Origin of the sequence: Streptomyces sp. NPDC093097 (genome assembly GCF_044754325.1) — a bacterium.
GTDB lineage: Bacteria > Actinomycetota > Actinomycetes > Streptomycetales > Streptomycetaceae > Streptomyces.
This window is the reverse complement of the sequence record NZ_JBIVOW010000002.1, coordinates 266871-288329: the sequence shown is the minus strand read 5'-3', so window position 1 is coordinate 288329 and position 21459 is coordinate 266871. Positions and strand designations below refer to the sequence as shown.

General features: G+C 74.2%; 13 protein-coding genes. 7 read left to right on the top strand and 6 right to left on the bottom strand.

Going from position 1 to position 21459, the window contains the following annotated elements; genetic code table 11:
• Positions 1-190: 190 nt before the first annotated feature.
• The 5 genes from ACIQE0_RS04230 (at position 191) to ACIQE0_RS04210 (ending at position 6779) form a co-directional block, all read left to right on the top strand.
• Entirely contained in the window at positions 191-1342 is a 1152-nt protein-coding gene (locus ACIQE0_RS04230; protein ID WP_402328960.1) for an AAA family ATPase, read from the top strand.
• A complete protein-coding gene (locus ACIQE0_RS04225) occupies positions 1339-3927 on the top strand; it encodes a DUF5682 family protein (protein ID WP_402328958.1) in 2589 nt (862 codons plus the stop codon). Before ACIQE0_RS04230 ends, ACIQE0_RS04225 begins: the two co-directional genes overlap by 4 nt.
• Positions 3924-5114, top strand: a complete 1191-nt coding sequence (locus tag ACIQE0_RS04220) for a VWA domain-containing protein (protein ID WP_402328956.1) — start codon at positions 3924-3926, stop codon at positions 5112-5114. Before ACIQE0_RS04225 ends, ACIQE0_RS04220 begins: the two co-directional genes overlap by 4 nt.
• A 70-nt stretch (positions 5115-5184) precedes the next feature.
• A complete protein-coding gene (locus tag ACIQE0_RS04215) occupies positions 5185-5478 on the top strand; it encodes a hypothetical protein (RefSeq protein WP_402328954.1) in 294 nt (97 codons plus the stop codon).
• A gap of 554 nt (positions 5479-6032) precedes the next feature.
• Complete coding sequence (locus tag ACIQE0_RS04210) at positions 6033-6779, top strand: GntR family transcriptional regulator (protein ID WP_402328952.1); 747 nt, start codon at positions 6033-6035, stop codon at positions 6777-6779.
• Between the two features lie 357 nt (positions 6780-7136).
• Here ACIQE0_RS04210 and ACIQE0_RS04205 read toward each other — a convergent pair whose 3' ends face one another.
• Positions 7137-7376, bottom strand: coding sequence for a hypothetical protein (locus ACIQE0_RS04205; protein WP_402328950.1), 240 nt, complete (start codon positions 7374-7376; stop codon positions 7137-7139).
• Between the two features lie 674 nt (positions 7377-8050).
• On the opposite strand from ACIQE0_RS04205, the gene ACIQE0_RS04200 reads away from it, so the two are divergent.
• On the top strand, positions 8051-9022 hold the full coding sequence (locus ACIQE0_RS04200) for a helix-turn-helix domain-containing protein (protein WP_402328948.1): 972 nt from the start codon (positions 8051-8053) through the stop codon (positions 9020-9022).
• Positions 9019-9246 carry a DUF397 domain-containing protein gene (locus ACIQE0_RS04195; RefSeq protein WP_402328946.1) on the top strand — a complete coding sequence of 76 codons (228 nt, stop codon included), beginning with the start codon at positions 9019-9021 and terminating at the stop codon, positions 9244-9246. Before ACIQE0_RS04200 ends, ACIQE0_RS04195 begins: the two co-directional genes overlap by 4 nt.
• A gap of 121 nt (positions 9247-9367) precedes the next feature.
• On the opposite strand, the gene ACIQE0_RS04190 is transcribed toward ACIQE0_RS04195, so the two are convergent.
• From ACIQE0_RS04190 to ACIQE0_RS04170, 5 genes are all read right to left on the bottom strand, one after another.
• Positions 9368-10450, bottom strand: a complete 1083-nt coding sequence (locus ACIQE0_RS04190) for a peptidoglycan-binding protein (RefSeq protein WP_402328944.1) — start codon at positions 10448-10450, stop codon at positions 9368-9370.
• Positions 10450-12078 carry a DUF6519 domain-containing protein gene (locus ACIQE0_RS04185; RefSeq protein ID WP_402328942.1) on the bottom strand — a complete coding sequence of 543 codons (1629 nt, stop codon included), beginning with the start codon at positions 12076-12078 and terminating at the stop codon, positions 10450-10452. The genes ACIQE0_RS04190 and ACIQE0_RS04185 overlap by 1 nt, the downstream gene beginning before the upstream one ends.
• Positions 12079-12180: 102 nt before the next feature.
• Positions 12181-14394 carry a hypothetical protein gene (locus ACIQE0_RS04180; RefSeq protein WP_402328940.1) on the bottom strand — a complete coding sequence of 738 codons (2214 nt, stop codon included), beginning with the start codon at positions 14392-14394 and terminating at the stop codon, positions 12181-12183.
• Positions 14391-18257, bottom strand: a complete 3867-nt coding sequence (locus ACIQE0_RS04175) for a putative baseplate assembly protein (protein ID WP_402328938.1) — start codon at positions 18255-18257, stop codon at positions 14391-14393. The genes ACIQE0_RS04180 and ACIQE0_RS04175 overlap by 4 nt, the downstream gene beginning before the upstream one ends.
• A complete protein-coding gene (locus ACIQE0_RS04170) occupies positions 18254-21448 on the bottom strand; it encodes a putative baseplate assembly protein (protein ID WP_402328936.1) in 3195 nt (1064 codons plus the stop codon). Before ACIQE0_RS04170 ends, ACIQE0_RS04175 begins: the two co-directional genes overlap by 4 nt.
• Between the last annotated feature and the right edge of the window lie 11 nt (positions 21449-21459).

Genomic DNA, 21459 nt, shown 5'->3' with positions numbered 1-21459 from the left:
GACCTCCTGCGGATGTGCCGTCTCCGACGCTACGACCGACCACTGACAACGCCCCTCCCTCATCGTGAACTTGGCAGGTCAGGAGGGGTTTTCGGGGGATTGTCAGTGGGCTGGTGCAGGCTTGGGAAAGCAAGCGGCCGGCGGGCTTCGCGCCGGGTGCCGGCCGCACATCGTGCGACGAGGGGGAAGCATGTCCGAGAACGGCATCACGGCGGCGGGCCAGGCGCGCGACGCGACGGGGGAGACGGTGCGGACGCCCGCCGGGGAAGCGCTGCGACCGCACGCCGAAGTCGCCTTCGCAAAGGAGCTGTCGGCGCTCGCGGCGGCCGACGACCGGCCCCGGCCGGAGCGCTGGCGGCTCTCGCCGTGGGCGGTCGCGACGTATCTGCTCGGCGGCGCGCTCGCCGACGGCACGGTCATCACACCCAAGTACGTCGGCCCGCGGCGGATCATCGAGGTCGCGGTCACCACCCTCGCCACGGACCGCGCGCTGCTGCTGCTCGGCGTGCCGGGCACCGCCAAGACCTGGGTCTCGGAGCATCTGGCGGCGGCGGTCAGCGGCGACTCCACTTTGCTGGTGCAGGGCACCGCCGGCACCCCTGAGGAGGCGATCCGCTACGGCTGGAACTACGCCGAGCTGCTCGCCCACGGGCCCAGCCGGGACGCCCTGGTGCCCAGCCCCGTGATGCGGGCGATGGCGCAGGGCATGACCGCACGCGTCGAGGAACTGACCCGGATCCCCGCCGACGTCCAGGACACCCTCATCACGATCCTGTCGGAGAAGACCCTGCCGATACCGGAGTTGGGGCAGGAGGTGCAGGCCGTCCGCGGCTTCAACCTGATCGCCACCGCCAACGACCGCGACCGCGGCGTCAACGACCTCTCCAGCGCGCTGCGCCGCCGCTTCAACACCGTCGTGCTGCCGCTGCCCGCCTCCCCGGACGACGAGGTGGACATCGTCACGCGACGGGTCGAGCAGATCGGCCGCACGCTGCGCCTCCCGCCCGCCCCCGAGGGGATGGAGGAGATCCGCCGCGTGGTGACGGTCTTCCGCGAGCTGCGCGATGGCGTCACGGCCGACGGCCGCACCAAGCTCAAGTCCCCGTCCGGGACGCTCTCCACGGCCGAGGCCATCTCCGTGGTCACCAACGGGCTGGCGCTGGCCACCCACTTCGGGGACGGCGTGCTGCGCCCCGGGGACGTGGCCGCCGGCCTCCTGGGCGCGGTGGTCCGCGATCCGGCCGCGGACCGCGTCGTCTGGCAGGAGTACCTGGAGACCGTGGTGCGCGAGCGCGACGGCTGGAAGGACTTCTACCGCGCCTGCCGGGAGGTGGGCGCATGACCGGCGGGAGCGGGGACGGGCCGGTGCTGCTCGGGGTGCGGCACCACGGCCCGGGATCGGCGCGGGCGGTGCGGGCCGCGTTGGAGCAGTGCGCGCCCCGCGCGGTGCTGATCGAGGGGCCGCCGGAGGCGGACGACCTGGTGCCGCTGGCCGCCCGGGCGGAGATGCGGCCGCCGGTCGCGCTGCTCGCGCACGCGGTGGACGACCCCGGGCGGGCGGCGTTCTGGCCGCTGGCCGCCTTCTCCCCGGAGTGGGTGGCGCTGCGCTGGGCCCTGGAGCACGACGTCCCGGTGCGCTTCATCGACCTCCCGGCGGCCCATGCGCTGGCCCTGGGGGACGAGGAGGACGAGGCGGAAGAGGAAGCTGGGACGGACGCGGAGACCGCGTCGGGGGGCCCGGAGGCCGAGACGCTGCGGGTGGACCCCCTCCGGGTGCTCGCCGAGGCCGCCGGGCACGACGACCCCGAGCGCTGGTGGGAGGACGTGGTCGAGCACCGCGGGGCACACCGGCCGGGGGCGGACGCGCTGGCGCCGTTCGCCGCGCTCACCGAGGCCATGACCGAGCTGCGCGTCGCGTACGGCGACGGCGGCCATCGTCGCGACGCGGTGCGGGAGGCCCATATGCGGCTCCGACTGCGGGCCGCGCGGCGGGAGTTCGGGGACCCCGTCGCCGTGGTGTGCGGGGCCTGGCACGTCCCCGCACTGGCCCCGCGGCCCCGCTCGGGCGGGGGGCCCACGGTGACCGCGGACCGGCAGCTCCTCAAGGGCCTGCCGAAGGTGAAGACCGCGCTGACCTGGGTCCCGTGGACCCACCGGCGGCTGGCCCGGCGCAGCGGATACGGCGCCGGGATCGCCTCCCCCGGCTGGTACGGCCATCTCTTCGACGCCCCCGACCGCCCCGTGGAGCGCTGGCTGACCAAGGCCGCCCGGCTGCTCCGCGAGGAGGACTACGCCGTCTCGTCGGCCCATGTCATCGAGGCGGTGCGGCTGGCCGAGGGGCTCGCCACGGTCCGCGGCCGCCCGCTGGCCGGCCTCGCCGAACTGGACGACGCGGTCCGGGCGGTGATGGGCGACGGTTCCGACGCCCCCTCCGCCCTGATCCACGACCGGCTGGTGGTCGGCGACGTACTGGGCCAGGTGCCCGAGGACGCCCCGGCCGTCCCGCTCCAGCGGGACCTCGCCCGTTGCCGGCGCACCCTGCGGCTCAAGCCCGAAGCGGCCGAGCGGGAGCTGGAGTTGGACCTCCGCAAGGAGACCGACGCCGGCCGTAGCCGACTGCTGCACCGGCTGCGGCTGCTCGGCGTCCCCTGGGGGGAGCCCCTCCGCTCCCGGGGCAGCACCGGCACCTTCCGGGAGACCTGGCGGCTGCGCTGGGAGCCGGAGTTGTCGGTGCGGGTCGCGGAGGCCGGGGTGTGGGGCACCACGGTGCTCGGGGCCGCCACCGCCAAGGCCGCCGCGGACGCCCCGCAGGCCGCGGCCCTCGCCGAGGTCACCGCGCTCGCCGAGCGCTGCCTGCTCGCCGGACTGCCCGACGCCCTGCCGGTGGTGATGCGGGTGCTGGCGGACCGCGCCGCCCTCGACGCGGACGTCGGCCATCTCGCCCAGGCGCTGCCCGCCCTGGTCCGTTCGGTGCGCTACGGGGACGTCCGCGGCACCGACGCCGCGGTGCTCCGCGAGGTGGCCGCGGGCCTGGCCGGCCGGATCTTCGTCGGCCTGCCCCCGGCCTGCACGGGCCTGGACGCGGACGGAGCGGCGGACCTGCGCGGCCCTCTCGACGCCACCCACCAGGCCGTCGGCCTCCTCGGGCAGGAGGCGGCGCAGACGAGGGCGGAGACGACCGGGGCGATCGGGGCGATCGGGGCGACCGGGAGGAGCCCGGAGAACGGGGGACGGGGCCGGGCGGCCGGAGAGGCCCCGGCGCCGCTCCTCCGGGAGCGCTGGACCGCCGTGCTCCGGATACTCGCCGAACGGGACGCCGTCCCCGGGCTGATCCGCGGCCGGGCCACCCGGCTGCTGCTGGACGACGGGCGGTTGCCCGACGACGGCGCGGAGCAACTGATGGCGCTCGCCCTGTCGCCCGGCGCCCCGCCCGCCGATGCCGCGGGATGGATCGAGGGGTTCGTCGGCGGTCCGGACGGCGGTCTGCTGCTGGTCCATGACGAACGGCTGCTGACGCTGGTCGACGGCTGGCTGACGGGCGTGCCGGACACCGCGTTCGGCCACGTCCTGCCGCTGCTGCGGCGCACGTTCGCGGAGTACGAGTCGGGGGTCCGGCGCACGCTCGGCGAACTGGTCCGCCGCGGCCCGTCCCACGGGTCCGGCCATCAGGCGGCCAATCCGGTCCACGCGGCGGCGCCCGGCTACGGCCCCGGTCTGGACCGCGACCGCGCCGCCGCCGTCCTCCCCACCCTCCGGCTCCTGCTGGGCATACCCCAGCACGGCTACCAGGACGAGGGCGAGGGCGAGGGCGAGAACGAGCACGCGGCCGAGGGCAGGGACGGGGACGGGGACGGGCAGAGCGTCCGGGCCGGCCGGACGGATCAGGCGATGCGGCAGCCCAACGAGCTGATGGAGGCGGGGAGATGACCCTCACGACCGATCGGGAAGCGGAGCGGCTGCGCCGCTGGCGGCTGGTGCTCGGCGGGGCCGGCGCGGACGGCACCGGCTGCGCACTGCGCGGCCAGGACGCCGCGATGGACGGCGCGTTGGAGTCGCTCTACGGGCAGCGACCTCGACCCCGGCCGGGCCGCGGGACGCGCGACGGCGGCGGGGCGAGGGCAGCCGGGCTCGGCGCGTCGGCGCCCCAAGTGGCGCGCTGGCTGGGCGACATCAGGACGTACTTCCCGTCCTCCGTGGTGCAGGTGATGCAGCGGGACGCCATCGACCGCCTGGGGCTGTCCACCCTGCTGCTGGAGCCGGAGATGCTGGAGGCCGTCGAGGCCGATGTCCACCTGGTCGGCACCCTGCTCACGTTGAACAAGGTGATGCCCGAGACCACCAAGGAGACCGCCCGGGCGGTCGTCCGCAAGGTCGTCGGGCAGTTGGAGGAGCGGCTGACCACCCGCACCCGGGCCACGCTCACCGGGGCCCTGGACCGCGCCGCGCGGATCAGCCGGCCGCGGCACCGCGCCATCGACTGGGACCGCACCATCCGGGCCAACCTCAAGCACTACCTCCCCGAACACGGCACCGTCGTCCCCGAGCGGCTGATCGGATACGGGCGCGCCGCCCAGTCGGTGACGAAGGACGTGGTGCTCTGCATCGACCAGTCCGGTTCGATGGCCGCGTCCGTGGTCTACGCCTCGGTGTTCGGCGCGGTGCTGGCCTCGATGCGGGCGATCGACACCCGGCTGGTCGTCTTCGACACCGCCGTGGTCGACCTGACCGACCAGCTGGACGACCCGGTGGACGTGCTGTTCGGGACGCGACTGGGCGGCGGTACGGACATCAACCGGGCGCTGGCGTACTGCCAGTCGCGGATCCGCCGCCCCGCCGACACCGTCGTGGTCCTCATCAGCGACCTCTACGAGGGCGGCATCCGCGCGGAGATGCTCAAACGGGTCGCCGCGATGAAGGCGTCCGGGGTGCAGTTCGTGACCCTGCTCGCGCTCTCCGACGAGGGCGCGCCCGCCTACGACCGGGAGCACGCGGCGGCCCTGGCGGCCCTGGGAGCACCGGCGTTCGCCTGTACGCCGGACCGGTTCCCGGAGGTGATGGCGGCCGCACTGGAGAAGAGGCCGCTGCCCATACCGGACATGGCGGAGCAACGGTGACAGGAAGCCCGCGGGGACTTGCACGGCACCTGGCCGGTCATGCAAGGATCAGGGCATCGCTTGATCACCCGTGACGGGTGCGACACCGAGGCGGTATGCCCGGCTGTCCCCGTCCACATGGGACGCGGCGCCGTTCGCGCGCGGCCTGGTCACCGTCGTGGTGACGGACGGCAAGGCCACCGCGGCCGACGCCGTCGCCGACGCCAAGGCGCTGACCCCGGCCGTGCCGACGGTGCCGGCCGTGCCGACGGTGCCGGCCGTGCCGACGGTGCCGGCCGTGCCGATGGGGCCGGCCGAGCTGGCCGACCTGGCCAACGCCGCCAACGTTCCGGCGGCGCCCGCGCTTCCCGTGCGGGGGCGCTGAATCGTCCGGCCGACAGCACGGTGTGCACCGGTGGTCCGGTCGCGGCGGCGGCCGGCAGCCGGGGCGGCCGGGAGGCTGGATAAGGCGGTCGGGGTGATGTGGGGATCGCCTCGGCCCGCCTGAGGGAAACGCCGGGTGGTCCTCTGTGGGGGAGGGCCACCCGGCTTTTTCTCTCCGGGAGTTGAGGAGTCGGGGCGGCGGGACCCCGGATGCTCCGGGGCATCACCGACTGCCTCCTGGAGGGCGGCAAGACACGCGGAGAGGCCGTGCAGCATCTCCTCCGCCTCCTTCTCGGACAGCTCGTCCACCCACGCGGTACGCGCCTTGAAGTCCGCCTGGATGGCATCGAGTTGACGGCCCAGCTCCGGATAGCTGCGGTGTCGGGTCCATGCTTCCTCTACTTGCGCACGCCACCGCTCCCAGGCCCTCGCGCTCATGCACGCACCGCCTTGGGGTGAGGATGACGACGCATTTCGGGGTGTCCTCCTGGACCAGGGGGAGGCGTGTCCCAGTACATTGATTGGTGACCTAGGGCGCCCCGGACAGGAGTCGCTATGGCGGACACTCATCACCCGTACATGCAGGTTGCGGAGCGCATCCGACGCCGAATCCTGGATGGCGCTCTCAAGGAGGGCGAAAAGCTCCCTCCCGTACGGGAGTTGGCTCGACAGGAGGGGGTGTCCGTCGCCACTCTCGGTCGGTCTCTCGACCAACTCCAGGTGGAGGGGTACATCACCACGTCACGTAGGGGGACTTTCGTCGCCAACGCGCCGGAGATCGCGCCTTCGGGCTACGACCGCATCACTCGCGTCCTGCGCACCGGCTCGGTTCTTGCCGACGGCGAGACGGTGATCGTCACGCATGCGGAGTTGATCAGGCCGCCCCAGTACATCGCCGAGATCTTCGATCTCTCCGAGGGGGACCAAGTGGTCCGCCGTCAGTGGCATACGGGCAAGGGCCAGCAGCGCACCGGCCTCTTCGTGACCTGGTACCCCGCCCACTTCGCCGCTGCGGTCCCGGAACTGCTGTCCACTTCTGCCAAGTCGTCAGCAGGGCTGTTGCCGAAGATCCAGCGTGCCACGGGGCGTCGCGTCGTCGCGGGCCGCGACGACATTCACGGCCGGGACGCGGACGCACGGGAGGCCAATTTCCTTGGGCTGCAAACCGGTTCACCCATCCTGGCGGGAGCTCACCGACTCTGGGATGACCAGGGCGTCATCGAATACGGCGAATGGTGCCTCCCCTACCGGCTGACCGTCGGCTATGAATACAGCTTTGAAGCTGCGCCCGACGGCTCCTGAACTGGAGTCGCCGGGCGAGGCGCGGAACGGCCACCCGCCGTAACGCATTTGGGGCGCTGTTGGAGGGTGGCCGTCGAGTTCGGGCCGGCGGTCGGTGTGTCGCTTTCAGGGGTCGCCGGGCAAGCGGTGTCGAGTAGCCCCGCCCCGGTCTATGCCGGCGAAGAGCCCTTCCGCTCCGGACGCTTGGTCCGCGCGGCACGCAACAGCTCAAACGCTGTCAGCTCGTAAAAGACGTGCCCCGTATCCTCCACGTGCCGGAGACACCATTCCCGGGCCTTCTCGGGATGGGGAGTATCCATGCAGAACTCCCCGCCCTCCTGGCACTTCCCCACGCGCCTGAGCCCCAACTTCGCACGGTCACGGAGCGTCCACTCCCGGGGTATCACCGACTGCCTCCTGGAGGGCGGCAAGACATGCGGAGAGGCCGTGCAGCATCTCCTCCGCCTCCTTCTCGGACAGCTCGTCCACCCACGCGGTACGCGCCTTGAAGTCCGCCTGCATGGCATCGAGTTGACGGTCAAGGTCCGGATGGCTGCGGTGTCGGGTCCATGCTTCCTCTACTTGCGCACGCCACCGCTCCCAGGCCCTCGCGCTCATGCACGCACCGCCTTGGGGTGAGGATGACGACGCATTTCGACGTTGCAGTCAGTCACCTTCGACCAGTTCCCGGTGGCCCGCGCTCGTTCACGTTGCCGGGCCAGGGCCGCGCACACGTCGCACCCGGCAACGGGCCTGGGCTCACGCACCACGCCGGGGTCAGGCAGGTGAACCGGGTCGCTCATGCCGGTCATCAGAACCCCACCTGCACACCGTGAATCCGACGCGGACCGGCATCGATCCCGTGCACCGCCAGCCACAACGCCCGCCGTCGGCCACGCTGTTGCCGCCTTTCCGTCCGTTCCTCCCGAGTCAGGAGGAACGGACGGATCAGCGGCGCGTCGTCATCAAGCAGCCACTCCTCGGTGGGGACGCGGGGGAGTACGAGGGTGGGGGTGTCCTCCCGGACCACGGTGCGGGGTGCGTCGGCCGACCGGTGACGGCCATGGGCCGGCAGTAGCCGGCACAGCAGCGATTCGAAGATCGTTCGGATAGTGTGGAGCATGCTTTCAACCCTCCAGCGGTTGAGGCCACGCCCCCGGACCGTCGCCACGGTCGCGGGGGTCTTGTGCGTCTCGCTCCGGATGACTTCCAGAGGACAACCACCGTGTCCTGCTCGGCAGTTGGCCGCAATGGAATCTGCTGAGAATCAGCCCCAGAAGAAGTATTGGCACATGCCAAAGCATGCGCATGGCTTCTGCTGCGCGCACATCACGTGCCAGGCTGAACGCAAGGCAGACGACGGTGCGCACATGCGCCAGAATGGGGGGCACGTGGCAGCAAGACCGCAGCCAACCGCCAGGCGGATCGGGCTCGGGCATGAACTGCGGCAGCTACGCAAGGAAGCCGGACTCACCATCGCGGAGGCGGCGAGAGGCATGCACTTCGACGAGAGCACGCTTCAACGCGTTGAGACCGGCTGGAAGTCCTTCCGGCAGGCGGGGCACCTCCGGGAACTGCTGGAGCGCTACGGCATCACCGACGAAGAGCAGGTGAACCGGCTAGTCGCCCTCCAACGTGAGGCGTCGAGCCGTGAGTGGTGGACCGGCAAGGGAACCACCATGTTGTCGGGCATGCCTCGATTTCTCGGAGTCGAGTCCGCCGCCCGAGAGATCCGCATATTCCACCCGACCGTCATTCCGGGGCTTCTTCAAACTGAGGCGTACGCCCGAGCCGTCCATGAACTGCACAAGCCCATCGAGGAGATGACAACGCCGTTCATGGAGAACAGCGTGGAGCTTCGCATGCGGCGCAAGGAGGCTCTGACGCGTGACGATGACCCGCTGAAGGTATGGGCAGTCCTGTACGAACCAGCGCTGCGGTACGCCATCGGTGGCGCTGAAGTCATGCGGGACCAGTACGCCGCTCTCGCCGAACTTTCCTCCTTGGAGAACGTGACACTCCAGGTTCTCCCCCAGGTGGAGAGCAGCTACATCGCGCTTCATGACGTCAACATCATGATTCTTGGCGATGGCTTGCCCACCACAGTTCAGACCGACACCCCGTGGAGCACCGTCGCCGTCACGGACAAGCCGCGTGAGGTCGGACGCTTCTCCCGCATGTTCGATGCCATGTCGGCAGCGGCTCGATCGCCGCAGGAAACCGCCAAGTTCCTCCACCAACTATCGAGAGAGATCGCGCGATGAACACCCAACCTGCCAAGGTGTTGGCATCGGAACTGAAAGGCGCCGACTGGTTCAAGTCGTCCTACAGCAACGCCGGGGGCAACTGCGTTGAGGTGGCCAACGGCTTCGCCGGAGCCGTCCCCGTCCGTGACAGCAAAGACCCGCACGGGCCCGTGTTGGCCTTCTCGGTAAGCGACTGGTCATCGTTCGTCACTGCCGTTAAGGGCGGAGAGTTCAAGGGCTGAGACGACCCGCGACAAGCCAACGGCCACCCTTGTCCCGGAGGGTGGCCGTTGGCATGTGCCCCCGCCCATGGCTACCGAGAGCCACGGGCGGGTGCAGGAAGGGCGGGTTCGGCAGGGGTTCTTACTGCTCGACCTCCTGGGGTGGGGTGTTCGGTACGTGGAGGCGGTCCCAGGTGACGCGGCCCGGGATGCCGTCCGCGTCCTTGCCGTGGAAGCCGAGTTTGCGTTGCCAGGAGGCGTAGGACTTGCGGTGGGCCTCGTTCCAGTCCGGGCCGGGGCCGTGCCGGTAGTGGTCGCAGCCCTCGGCCACCAGGCGTTCGCCCATCGCCGCGATCGCCGGGCCGCGGGCGCCGGAGCGGAAGAACTCGCTGCCGGGGAAGGGCTCGTAGGGCGGATGCCGGGGCATGGGCGGGATCGACGCCGGCCCACCGTCACCGACCCCATCGGCGGTACCGGGAAGGCTTCCCAGGCTCGCGGGACCTCCGGGACCTCCGGGACCTCCGGGACCTCCGGGACCTCCGGGACCTCCGGGACCCACGGGACCCGCACCCCCGGCCCCCGGACCCTCGCCCCCGCCGACGCCCGCGCCCGCCGCCGTCGGGCCCTCCGGGGCGGTGGCCAGGCGGGTCTTGATCCGGTCGCGGAGGGTGTCCATCGCGAAGCCCTGCGGGTCGATCTTTCCCGGCTGCCACTCCTTGTGGCCGATCACCGACCGTTCGCCCCAGCCGTGTGCGCGGCAGATCGCCGCCGCGGCCTTCTCGATCGCCAGCAACTGGGCTTCGGGCCAGGGGTCCTGGCCGTCCCCGAGGTTGATGCACTCGAAGCCGTAGAAGTGGCGGTTGCCGTCGGTGTCGGCGAGGCGGTCCTTGGGGAGTTCCTCCTCCTCGATGACGGCCTGGAGGACGTCGCGGTCGCCGAGACCGGCATGGTTGGCGCGGCCGTTGCCGACGAGATGGACCTCACCGGCCTTGTCGATGACCCCGTGGCACAGCGGGCCGGGCAGGTCCGAGCGCCCGTCGTAGCAGAGGTTCACCGAGGCGTCGGTGCCCTCGGTGGCGGTGTGGTGGACGACCACCCCGTTCACCGGGCCCCAGCCGCCCTTGGTGTTGCGGTTGTGTCGGCGCCAGTCGCGGACCTCGTGGACGAGAAGGCCCTCCGCCCTTAGGGCGGCGAGGAGTTGGCTGCCGGTCAGGGGGGTGGCCATCAGTCCACCACCCCCGTCTCGTCGACCTGGGCCTCGGCCTCCGCCGTGGTCTGCGAGCGGGGCTGCGCCGACCCCGCGCCGGTCGACAGCGTGCCGATGCCGCCCGAGCCCTGGCCCTGCGACGGGTCCGCCGGGTCCGTCGCGGCCAGTGCCGCGTCGCCCGCCGCCGAGAGTGCGGTCGCCAGCGGACGGAACGCCAACCGCAGGTCGGGCACGGCCTGTTCGCCGTGCACCCAGGCCAGCGGCGCGTAGTGGACGGCGATGCCCAGGGGGTGCTGGAGCAGCGGGCGGCGCGCGGGGTCGGTGGGCCATTCGACGCCGCCGGTCGCGGTGCGGGCCGGGACCAGCCAGAAGTCGCCGGTGCGGTAGGTGCCGCCGGCCTCGAAGTACACCTCGACGCCGTCCTCCAGCGGCAGCCAGCCGCCCTCCTCGACCGGTACCGCGCCGTGCCGGAGCCGCCCGGCGCGCTCACCGCGGCGGACGGTGCGGTGGTGGCCGGGCTCCTGGTGGTCCCAGCGGCGCAGGAAGGGGTGGAGTTCCGGCCGCCGGCCCACGCCCGGCGCCGGCTCGTCGGAGAGCCGCACCCGGCGGCCGGGCAGGTCCACCTCCTCCACCCGCAGCAGCGGCGCCGCCTCGCCCCGGCTGCTGTAGGCGGTGTCGACGCACTCGACCCGGTCGCCGACCTGGAGGGAGAGCTTGTCGTCGCCGCCCAGGGAGGCGAGCTCCACCCAGGTGCCGTCGAGCGCGTCGACGGGGAAGGTGGCGGAGCCGTTCTCCCGGGACCACTTGAAGGTGGCGTCCTGGGCGGTGCCGCCCTCGTGGACCTCGATGCGGTAGAGCTGGTTCTCCGGGCCGCGGTAGCGGGCCTCGGGGGCGACCAGGCAGGGGTCGTCGTCGCCGTGGTCGGGGCGTTCGCTGCGGGCCGCCAGCCGGCAGGCCGGAGCGGCGGCCTTCTGCGCCCAGCCGTCGAAGGCGGCGCGGATGTCCTGGACCGGCGGGTTCTCGCCGTCCAGCTGGAGTTCGGAGGCGGGCAGCGGCAGCACCTGCCACACCACCTTGGTGCGGGCCGCGGTGTCCGGCAGCGCGGCGCCCAGCGCCACCTCGCGCAGCGCCGGGTCCTCGGCCGCGGTCACCAGCCGCTCCCACACCTTGAGGTAGACCAGGTAGGGGAACTGGGAGGGCAGCCGGTCGCCGGGGCGTTCGGGGTCGCGGAAGCCGTCGGGCTGGTTCCAGTAGGTCCAGTTCTGGTCGGCGGCGGGGCCGGCCGGGGCGTCCGCCTGCGCCGGGTCGGCCTCGCCCTCCCCGGCTGCGGGGGCCGTCGGCACCGGCGTGCCGGGCCGGGGGCGGGTGGCGTCGCACAGGATGCCGTCGACGTAGTAGCGGCCGCCGCCGATGACCAGGTCGTCCAACTCGTGCGGGCCGCCGCGCAGTTCGACATGGAAGCCGGTGGTGCCGTGCGGGCCGCCGTGCGGGCCGATCAGGTCGGCGGCCAGGGTACGGGCCTGGAAGAGTTGGATCGCGGTCTGCTCGTTGGCGTCGGCGTCCAGTTGGACCCGGCCCTGCTGCGCCACCACGGCGGAGTAGTGGCGCTCCGGCCGGTAGGTGATGCGGGAGAGGTCAGCGTGCATGGAAGGGGTCCCCCTCGTACGGAAGCTCTGACGGTCGGTGGTGGGCGTGCGCGCTCAATGGGCGGCTGGTGGGCGGGAGTTCGGGGTGCGGTGGGCGGCGGATCACGTCACGAACACGATCCCCGCGTCGGTGCCCGCCGGGGTGTACTCCGCGAGCCGGGCCCGCAGGCTGTCCGTACGCTGCGGGAGGTAGAGGTCGTGATACGCGCCGAGCTCGGCGCCGTCCTCCGCGCCGCGGGCGATCTCCTCGGGGCAGCCCGCCGCCAACTGCCCGTACCACGGCGTGCCGTAGCGCTCGCTGCGCAGCAGCGGCCGGACCGGGGCGGCCTCCCCGCTCCCGGCTCCCTCGGGCTGGCAGCGGTAGCGGCGCGGGGTGCGCGAGCCGGGCGGGACGTAGCTGAAGCGGACGCAGCCCACCCCGCGCCGGGCCACCCGCACCAGGCCGGTGAAGAGGCTGTTCTCGGCGATCCGCACCGCGTGGACGTGGATCTCGCCCAGGACCGTGGTGCGGTGCGCGGACAGCTCCGCGTGCGCATGCCGGCAGTCCGGCGCGGACAGCGCGGCGCGGTCGGTGCCGGTGGCGTCCAGGATGCTGTCGCGCAGATGGATCGGGAGCGGGTCGGTGCCGACCTCGTCGCCGATCACCTCGATGGTGCCCAGGATGCTGCGGTCGATCTCCACGCAGGCCGTGGTGCGGTCCAGGACCAGGCTCGGCTCCTCCGGGGAGGCGGGGTGGCACTCCGGCTCCAGCGACCAGCCGGGCACCAGGGTGCAGTGCCGCAGCACCAGGGAGCCCAGTGGACCGGTGACGTTCAGACCGCGGCCGGTCACCAGCAGCCCGTCCAGCACCATCCGCGGCCGCTCGCCGGTTGCGCACTCCGCCTCCACGGCCCGGATGTTGAGCGCGTCCGGCCGGTTGCTGTACCAGTCCAGCAGCCGGATCACCGGGCGGGTGCCCTCGGCGGCGCGCAGCTGGAGCCGGTCGCCCGGTTCCAGGTCGAAGTCCAACTGCTCCTGGTAGGCGCCGCTGTGGACGATCTCGATGATGCCGTCGGGTCCGCACCGGCCGGCCCGCCGGTCGTGCTGCCAGGCCGCGTAGGCGTCCGTGATCCGGTGGAACGGGGCGTGCGGGCCGACCCGGTAGACGGCGGCCTCCGGCGGGGTCGTCCTCCCCCAGCCGCCGGCCGGGGGGACCCCCGTCTCGCTGCGCTCGCGGACGTACTCCCCGCCGCCCAGGTCGTCCCCGAAGCCGTAGTGGTAGTCCACCCAGATGCCCTGCCGCGGCGCCGAGCGGGCCCCGAACGCGATCCGCCCCAGCTCCGGGTCGACGGCGATCTGGCCGCGCTTGGGCCGGTAGCGCCAGGCGCTGAGGTCGGCGACGACGATGTCGGCCAGGGGGACCGGGTGGTCCTCGTCGTCCCGTCGGACCACGAAGCTCTTGCCCGGCCCGTAGTAGTCCGCGAGCCGGTCGTGCAGCTGCCGGCGGGTGATCAGCGCCGGGACGTTGTCGACCGTGGCGATGTGGGTCGCCGACGGCTCCGGCTCCGGGCGGGTCACCAGCGGGGTGTCGTTGCCCAGGATCGAGAAGGTGTAGAGGTTGCGGGCCCGGTCGATGCAGTACGCCGGCGCCCGGGTCACCGAGTACGGCTTCAGCCGCCAGACGAACAGGCCGACCCCGGCGGGGGAGTAACCACCCTGGGAGCGGGCGGAGTTGGCGCGCCGTACGTCCACCGAGCGGGGGAGGGTGTCGAACGGGCCGCCGGCCAGGTCCAGCGCCGCGCCGTCGCGGACGTCCACCAGCCGGCCGCGCCCGCGCCGCACCGCGTCGGCGGCCTCGGTGGCCGCCCCGTAGAGCCGCACCGGCTGCTGGTGCGCCACCAGCCGGGAGAACTCCACCGCCCGCGCCGGCCAGCCCGCCACCCCCTCGGACAGCTCCTCCAGCAGCGCCAGGGTGCCCTTGCGCCGCCGGTTGCCGACCGTGGCGGCCACATCGCGGCGCGGCGCCAGCGCCTGCGCCAGCCGCCGCCGTGCGGAGTCCGGCAGCCCGCCGTCCCGCAGCCCGGTGGCCAGCACCCGCTCGTAGCCGGGCAGCGGACGGTAGCCCACCAGGTCGCCCAGGTAGGGCAGCACCCACTCGGCCGCGGTCTCCACGAACCAGTCGTCGTACTGCTGGGCGACGCCGTCCCGGACCCGGTCCACCTGCTCGGCGATCACCGCCAGCAGGGCCCGCAGCGGCTCGCCCTGCTCGGCGTCGCGCAGCCGGTGCCACTGCGGGAGCAGCTCCGCGAGCCCGTCCGGCTCCCTGTTGGTGGTCATCGGGTCTCCTCGTCAAGGATCAGCGTCTCCGCGACGTGTGGGGCGAACAGCGCGAGCTGGGCCGGCCGGACGCCGCGGAAGACGCAGACCGCGCGGCCCTTGGGCAGCGGGCGGGTGTCGGTGAGGTCGGGGTTGTGGCGCAGCAGTTCGGCCAGCGGGATGCCGTACTGGGCGGCGACGGAGGTCAGCGTCTGGCCGCCGCCCGCGGTGACCTCGTGGATCCGCTCGTCGAAACGGGCGGGCCGGGCCGGTACGGACGCCTGCGGCGGACCCGCCAACGTGCCGGTCAGCGCGGCCAGTTCGGCCGGGGTGACGGACGCCGGGACGCCGGTGAAGGCGTCCACGTCCACGTAGTCCACCCCGGGCACCGCCTGGGCGGCGGCCAGCACCTCCGACAGCCGGGCCGGCCGCCCCAGCTCCCGGCCGTCGTAGCCCAGCCGCGCCAGCAGCGCCGCCCGGACCCGCGGCTCGACCAGCGACCAGGCGTGATCCGGGGCGACCTTGATCTTCGCCGCGCACAGCAGCAGCACCGGCTCCCGGACGTCGACCCGTACGGGCAGCCGACCGTCCCCGTACTCCGCCAGCGAGGCCCGCAGCGCCCGCAGCACCTCGGCGTCCGGCGCGATGGGGATGTCGTCGACGCCGGCGACGGTCACGTGCAGCACCTGCCGCCGCCCGTCGAACACCTCGCGGGCCGCCGCCCGGCCGATGCCCGCCCGGGAGCGCGCGAAGTCCTCGTAGTCGGCCAGGGACACCAGCCGGTCCAGGGCGGAGACCGCCAGCGGGACGGTGCGCCGGGTCAGCGCCGGGCCGTCCGCGTCCGCGCCGCCGGTGGCCGGCTGCGGATTGGTGACGGCGGTGACGCCCAGCGGGCGGGTGACGGCCTGGGTGATCCGGTCCGCCGCGACGTTGGCGGACCGGCCGGTGCCGAAGCGGTAGCGCGCCCGCACGTTGTCGTGGCCGGTCGGCACCCGGGCGCCGTGCACCCCGTCCCCGAAGGTCACCGTCGTCCGCCCGTCCCCTGTAGTGCCGGTGACGTACACCCGCTCCTTGGGGCCGCGGCCGGCCAGGCTGTCCACCGGGTGCCAGCGCAGCCCGTCCACCCGGATCTCCAACTGCGGTACGGCGCCCAGGGGGTTGTCGGTCGGCCGCCAGGTCAGCGGGGACTGCCACAGTGCGAAGGTCTGGTGGGCGCGGGCGGCGTCACCGCTGCCGATCGCCTCGTCGCGGCTCTCGCCGTGCGACGCCGGGACCACGTTGCCCTGGACCCGGACCGTCTCCCGCCGGTAGCGGTGGGCGAGGTTCTGGGTGAGGGTGAGCACGGTGTGCACCCGGTCCCCGGGCAGCTCCGGGTCGAGGGTCTGCGCCACCTCCGCGATCACCGCGAGTTCGGTGCCGCGCACCCCGGTCACCCCGGGGATGTCGGTCCGCTCGCCCGAGACGATCAGCCGGCGGCCCGGCCGCAACCCGTCGTAGAGCTCGGCGAGTTCCAGCCGGTCGCCGTGCACGTCCTCGCCCACCGGCTCGTCCGCCTGCGCCAGTTCCTGGCCCGCGGCGTGCACGGTGGTGTCGCGGATCGCGTCGAGCGTCACATCGTGCTCGTCCAGCCAGGGGTCGGCCAGCGTCAGCAGGGTGCCGCGGCCGGTGATCCCGTACTGGGCGTGCACCGCGGTGCGGACCGCGGTGACCCGGGTGGTGACGAACGCCAGCTTCTTGTCGCCGGGGATGCCGTCCGGGCCGTCCGCGCCCTTGCGGGGCCGCTCGACGGCGACCCAGCTGCCGACCGTGATCCCGTCGTAGACCGCGTCCAGCGCGAGCGCATGCCGGTCGGCCGGCTCGGGGACCGTCGCGATCCCGATCTCCACGCCGGGCGGCTCGCCGCCGGCCGCCACCCGCACCCGCAGCTCGAAGCCGCCGTCCGTGACCTGCCGGTGCTCACCGGGTGCCAACTGCCAGGACTGCGCCGTCCCGCCGTCGACGGCCACATGGACCCCGCCGTCCTCCGCCGGACGGGAGACGAACAGCGTCCGCTCCGGCAGCCCGGCCAGCAGTCGCGCGCTCACCCCCGCCTCCTGGGCGTCCGCCGAGCGGCGGCCCAGCCAGCTCAGATCGTGCTCGGGGCTCGCCTGGGTGTGCAACTCGACGCGGCCCGGGCCCAGTGCGAAGCTGGTGTCGGCCGGCAGGTTCTCCGCCCGCTGCACCGAGTTCCCGGCCTCCACATGCTGCAACTCGGCCCGCACCAGGGCCTTCCCCGCGGTGTCGAACACCACCCGGACCGTGGTCAGCGCCGCCCCGGTCAGCGGCCAGTCCGCGGTCCTGATGACCCGGCCGTGGTCGTCCTGGACGGGCTTGAGCGGGGCCGTCGCACCGAACGGGGCGGCGGTGACCCGCATCGCCGACAGGGCCCGCAGCAGCGGCTGCGTGCCGGGCTTCGCGGCCCCGGCCGAGGCCGGGGCCGCGGCGCTCCGCCACGCCGGATAGAGGCCGTCGGCGATCCGCGGGTCCAGCGCGGAGAGCAGCCGCGCGACCAGGTCCGCGCCGGCGCCGAACGCCTGCCCGGGGGCGCCGGCCGCCTCCTGGGCCGCGGCCGGCGGACGCACGACCCTGGTGCGCAGCGCGGGCAGCACGGTGGCGAGCGCGGCGAGCGCCGCCGGCAGCGGGGGAGCGGCGGACGGGCCCTTCCCGGAGGTCGCGGCCGGAGCGCCGGGCGCCGGCGTTCCGGGCGCGGGCGCCTCGGCCGGCTCCCCGGCCAACTGGCCGGCCCGTCGCGCCAGTTCGCCGACGACCGCCTGCAACTCCTCGAACCACGCCACGACCTCCGGATACGCGGCCGCCACCGCCTGCGCCTCCGCCAGCCGCTCGTGCGGCCCGGCCAGCCGCGCCACGAACGCCTCCGGGGTGGCGAGCGCGTCCAGGTCCTTCCGCAGCGGCGCCAGCACCTGCGCGTCGAAGTCCGCGACGAAGCGGCTGACCGGCCGCGGATCGGGCGCCTGCGGCGAGGGCGGTACCGGATAGTCCGGATCGTCGGGGTCCACCGACAGCGGGGGCTCGGTGATCCACGCCCGCAGCTCGGCGATCAGCTCCGGCAGCGCCGCCGGCGCCGCCTGCGGCAGCCCCAGCCCGGTCACGTCCTCCGTGCGGTCCACCCGCACCGACGCCACCGGCAGCAGCACCCGCTGCGCACCGAAGTCGAACAGCAGCCGGTCCCCGACGGTCAGCCCGGTGGACGTCCCCGCGACCAGCAGCTCCGGGCGGGACGTCAGGTCCTCCGCGGTCAGCAGCGCGGGCCGCCGCTGCCGCACCGTGAGCGTGTTCCACGCCCAGCGCGCCGTGAGGTCCGCGTCGGTCTCGAAGGTCTGCGACTCCTCGTCGGACCCGGCCGGGACGCTGTGGCTGCGCGCCCCGCGCGGGATGAGAACCGGCAGGTCCCCGGCCCGCGGGTCGCGGTCCAGGGTGTAGGCGAGGTGGGTGTCGGCGGCGACCCCGGGCCGCGGCCGGTGCCCCACCAGCCGCCCCATGAGCGCCAGCGAACGGTGCTCGCCGGCGGTCCGCAGATACCCCTCGTCGGCGATCCGCTCACTGTGGAACGTCAGCAGGTCGCCGAGCACGGCCCAGGCGTCCAGCAGCCCGATGGACGGGTCGTCGGGGGTGCGGACGGTCAGCCCGCGCAGCGCCGGATAGGCCGGCGACGCCAGCCGGTCCAGCATCGCCGCCAGGAACGAACCGTGGTCCCCGACACGGTAGTTCAGGGCGGTGCGGCCCGGCGGGTTGTAGAGCGCGGGGTCGGCGCGCCGCTCGTCGTGGCCGCCGCCACCGCCCCCGTCGCAGCCGCAGCCGCAGCCCGTCGTCTCCTGCTCCGTCATCGCCCACCCCCGAACTCGATGACCAGCCGGCCGTTCTCCGGCCGGTCCGGGTCGTTGTCGCAGCGGGCGATCTCCAGCGGTCCCAGCCGCAACACCCCCGCCTCCCGTTCCCCTTGGTCCTCGTGGAACATCCGGCGCAGCCGGGTCACCACCACGCTCTGCACGCCCGGCACCGCCGCGGCCACCGCGACCAGCCGGCTCAGCCGGACCGGCTCCCCGAACGTCAGCGCGTCCGGATGGAAGAAGCCCAGCCGCCCGCCGGACAGTGCCCGGCCGCCCAGCACCCGGTACAACTCGGCCAGGATCTGCCCGTGTTGGTGCCCCGGCTCGGCGCACACCGTCAGCGCCACGTCCAGCGGCACCCACCGCGCCGGCCGCACCACCAGGTCGTGGCCGATCCTGCGGTAGCCCTCCAGCGCGTGCCCGACGGCGTCCAGCAGGGCCGGGGACGGCTCCTCGGTCCCGTACGCGTCCACGGCGACGTGCGTCTCCTGGACGCCGCCGGTCCACCGGATCTCCGCCGCCGCCCGCTGGACGCCCGGCAGCTCGCCGGCCAGCGCCGCGTAGTCCTGCGCGGTCACCGCCCGCAGCCGGGTCCGCCGCAGGTCCAGCGGCGCCAACTGCCGTACCTGCTCCAGCGGTTCGGGCTCCGTGCCGCCCACCGCGGGCAGCGGATTGCGGACCCCGGCCACCGGCAGGGGCTCGGCGGCCTCGGCCTCCTCCGGGTCGCGCCGCAGCACCAGATGGCCGATCGCCTCGGCGCCGACGTTGCCGGCGGTGCCGCCGCCGATCCGGTAGTGGACGGTGAGCCGGCTGCCGGGCGCCGGCCAGGCCCCGTGGTGCCCGTCGCCGAACCGCAGCGCCAGCCGCCCATCGTCCGCCAACTCCCCGACCAGATGCCGGTCGCGGGGCCCGCTGCCGAGCAGATCGCGGCGCGGCAGCCACGCGACGCGCTCCGCCCCGCCGTCCGGCCGTTCCTCCTGGAGGCGGAGTGCCGGCAGGGCCTCCCGCGGGTCCTGGAGGACGGCGGCGGCCGGACCGTGCAGCACCGGCTCGTCCGGATGCAGCCCGGCGGCGTACGGGGCACCCCAGGTGTGCGCGATCTCCCACGCGGTCCGCCCGTCCAGCACCGTCCCGGCCCGCGCCCGCGCCGTCAGCACCGCCAGCCGGCGCAGCCTGCCGTCCAGCAGCCGCGGACCGCGGTGCAGCAACTCCCGCAGCGCCCGCACCGGATGCCGGACCAGCTCCAGCGCCTCCAGCAGCTCAAGCCCGAACAGCACGGTCAGCTCGGCGACCTCCGCCTCGTCCAGCCCGTCCCGGTCCCGGGCGCTGCGCCACAGCGCGACCAGCCGCTCCCGCACCCGCTCCGGGATCGCCGCCAGGCGCTCCGCCTGCCCGGCCGCGACATCCCGCGGCTGCGGGAACGGCACCGCCTGGACGACCGGCGCGCGGCCCAGCACCGGGCGGAACCGCGGCGCGATCCCCGGATACACCGACTGCGCCAGCAGCGTCCGCACCGCCGCGGCCTGCGCGTACGCCGTCCCCGGCACCACCCGCTCGGCACGCAGCCCGGCCGACTCCAGCCCGATCCCGGCCCGCTCGGCGGCCTCCTCGCCGACCGCGGTGAACAGCTGCCGGACGTCGTCGGGCGTCAACTCGCGCCCGCCCTCGGCCCGGTCGATCAGCCCGTCCAGCAGCTGCGCGACCTCGTTGCCGCCGTGCCCGCCGTCCCGGCAGCCGAACGCCGGCGGCGCGCAGGACGGCAGGACCGCGGGCACCGGCGGCACGGTGAGGACCTCGGGGACGTGCCCCTCGCCCCCGTCCAGCGACCGCCCGTGGTCCACCAGCACCACGTTGCCGCGCGCCACGCTCACGTCCTCGACGGGCGCGCAGTCCCGCCCGCCGCGCGTGGACAGCCGCAGCGGGAACGCCAGCGCGTCCGCCGCGGCCCAGGTGACCTCCAGCACGGGCTGCCCGACCAGGTGGTCGACGGCCGGGGTGACGGACGTCAGCCGCACCACCTGCCGGTGCGTCGGGTCCTGGTCGCCGGGCGTCCCGGTCCGCGGCCCCCGCACCTCCTCGAAGAGCAGCAGATCGCCGGGGGCGAACGCCAACTCCCGCTGCCCGCCCTCCTCGTCGGCCCACCCGTCGGTGAGCGTGGCGGCGGTCGCCCCCTTCGGCAGCCCGCACACCTCCCCGCCCCAGGTCCACAGCCGGACCGCGTTGTGCCGGGGCAGCAGCACCAGCGGCGCGTCCCGCACCACCGGCTCGAACACCTCCAGCGACCCGCGCTCGGCCAGCACCGCCAGCTCCCGGTCCTCGATCACCGAGCCGAGCCGCGGCCGGTCCTGCGGCCCGTACGCGCGGTAGTCGACGGCGGCGAAGCGGAACGAGCCCGGCCGCAGCGTCAGCGGCGCCACCACCTCCACCGCCACGAACGCCCGCGCCGTGCACCCGTCGTGCATCGGGTAGTCGATCAGCCGCACATGCCGCCGCACCGACGTCCGCAGCCGCGCGCTGTCCAGATACGCCTCGGTCGCCACCGCGTCCTGCTGGTAGCCGATCTGGTCCGCGGTGTACGCGAGCAGTTCGACCAGCGTCGTGCCGAGGTCGGCGGGATTGCGCTCCAGCCACTCCGGGGCGGTCAGCCGCAGCCGGTCCAGGACGACCTGCCGGAGCGTGCCGTAGTCCCGGGCGGTGTAGTCGATGACGGGCGCGGCCGGCCGGAAGGCACCCGGCAGCCGCCCCGCTCCGGCGTCGTCGCCGTCCCCGTCCCCGGTCCCGTCGGCGCAGTCGAACGGCGTCGGGCAGTTCGGCCGGAACGAGAACTCCGCCGTGTAGTACCGCTGGTCGAAGCCGGGGAACGGCTCGGTGCCCGGCCGCCCGTACGGGTCGGTCTCCACCACCGACAGCCGGTAGGCGGAGAAGTCCCCGGCCCGGTCCAGCGTCACCACCAGCCGGTCGTCCAGCTCGGGGTCCTCCTCCCGCTCGACCGTGATCTCCAGCGCCTCGATGCCGGTGATCCGCCGCCCGCCGTCGATCCGCACGTGCTCCGGCCGCAGCCCGTGCGGCGCCTTGCCGAGGAAGGTGACGGTCAGCGTCCGCCCGTCCTCGGAGACCTCCACCGCGTCCACGCCGTTGCGCCGCGCCTGCCGGATCCGCTCCCGCCGGCTCACCCCGGCCGTCCGCATGCCGCCGCTCC